The organism is Oscillatoria sp. HE19RPO, from assembly GCF_024220515.1.
In the GTDB taxonomy this organism is placed as follows: Bacteria; Cyanobacteriota; Cyanobacteriia; order Cyanobacteriales; family Laspinemataceae; genus Laspinema.
The window spans coordinates 1-1,311 of record NZ_JAMXOT010000431.1 but is presented as its reverse complement, the minus strand read 5'-3'; the positions used below and the strand labels follow the sequence as shown (position 1 = coordinate 1,311).

General features: G+C 45.8%; 2 protein-coding genes. One reads left to right on the top strand and one right to left on the bottom strand.

Annotation, left to right across the window (positions count from 1 at the left end):
• Positions 1 to 146: 146 nt before the first annotated feature.
• On the bottom strand, positions 147 to 407 hold the full coding sequence (locus NG833_RS28810; RefSeq protein ID WP_254568703.1) for a MoaD/ThiS family protein: 261 nt from the start codon (positions 405 to 407) through the stop codon (positions 147 to 149).
• 124 nt (positions 408 to 531) lie between these two features.
• Here NG833_RS28810 and NG833_RS28805 point away from each other — a divergent pair, with 124 nt between their 5' ends.
• Positions 532 to 1,110 (top strand): plasmid pRiA4b ORF-3 family protein, encoded by a 579-nt coding sequence (locus NG833_RS28805; RefSeq protein WP_254568702.1) that lies wholly within the window; start codon positions 532 to 534, stop codon positions 1,108 to 1,110.
• The last annotated feature ends 201 nt before the right edge of the window (positions 1,111 to 1,311 follow it).

Genomic DNA, 1,311 nt, shown 5'->3' with positions numbered 1-1,311 from the left:
TGACAAATGACAAATGACAAATGACAAATGACAAATGACAAATGACAAATGACAAATGACAAATGACAAATGACAAATGACAAATGACAAATGACAAATGACAAATGACAAATGACAAATGACAAATGACAAATGACAAACCCCCCTCACCCCCCACTCACCGGCGGAATCAACACCACTTCATCCCCAGCTTGTAAGGGAGTCTGGGGGGCAACGAAATCGAGATTAATCCCAAAGCGGGTGATATCGCGCCAGCAGTCGAGTTCCGGGTGTTCGGCAATCAGGCGATCTCGCACTGCAACCACCGGAGTCCCTGGCGGAAATTCCAGCACTAACTCAGGAACGCCATAGGCTTCTTGATAAGCAGCAAATAGTTTTACCGTAACGGCGATCGAGGGTTCAGACATCGTAAAACAATCACAAGAGGGCTAACTCTAATAAAATACCCTGAACTTGTTAAACTGACTCACTTCATTTATGATCAGGAAACCTAACAGTTTTCAGAATCAGGATGTCTATCCCCTATTTAAAATGCCAACTCGAAAAAAACCTACATCCATCTATCAACTGAAAATCACTCTCAGCGGTATCCGACCCCCCATTTGGCGGCGAGTGCAAGTGAGCAGCGATTACACCCTAGGAGACTTACACCAAGTCATTCAAGTCGCAATGGGTTGGTGCGATGGCCATCTCCATGCCTTTACTATTGATGGGGAAGAGTACGGAATGGCAATGGATGATAATTTTGCCTTTGGTGGCATGGAAGTCAACGATGAAACCCGAGTCAAACTGAGCAAAATCATCCCGGGAGAAAAGTTTAAATTCTCATACCTCTACGACTTTGGCGACTCTTGGGACCATCAAATCCTCGTGGAGAAAGTCCTGCCACCGGATCCGGATGCCACCTATCCAGTCTGCATCAAAGCCAAAAGAGCCTGTCCCCCAGAAGACTGTGGCGGTCCTTGGGGATATCCAGATTTGCTAGAAGCGATCCAAGATAAAAAGCATCCGGACCATGAAGAAATGCTCGATTGGGTAGGTGGCTCTTTTGACCCAGAAGAAGTCAATCTGGATCAAATAAACGCCCAGTTCAAGCAATATTTCAAATAACATGAATCGTCCCAGGACCAGAAACCGGGTTTCTGCGACAATTGTTGTTTCATCGCCTAAGTTTATGAAAGAAACCCGGTTTCTCAACCCTCAACCCAGGACCAGAAACCGGGTTTCTGCGACAATTGTTGTTTCATCGCCTAAATTTATGAAAGAAACCCGGTTTCTCAACCCTCAACCCAGGACCAGAAACCGGGTTTC

Coding starts and splice junctions, on each gene's coding strand:
- NG833_RS28805 (WP_254568702.1), top strand. CDS start 532: ATGCCAACTCGAAAAAAACCTACATCCATCTATCAACTGAAAATCACT.
- NG833_RS28810 (WP_254568703.1), bottom strand. CDS start 407: ATGTCTGAACCCTCGATCGCCGTTACGGTAAAACTATTTGCTGCTTAT.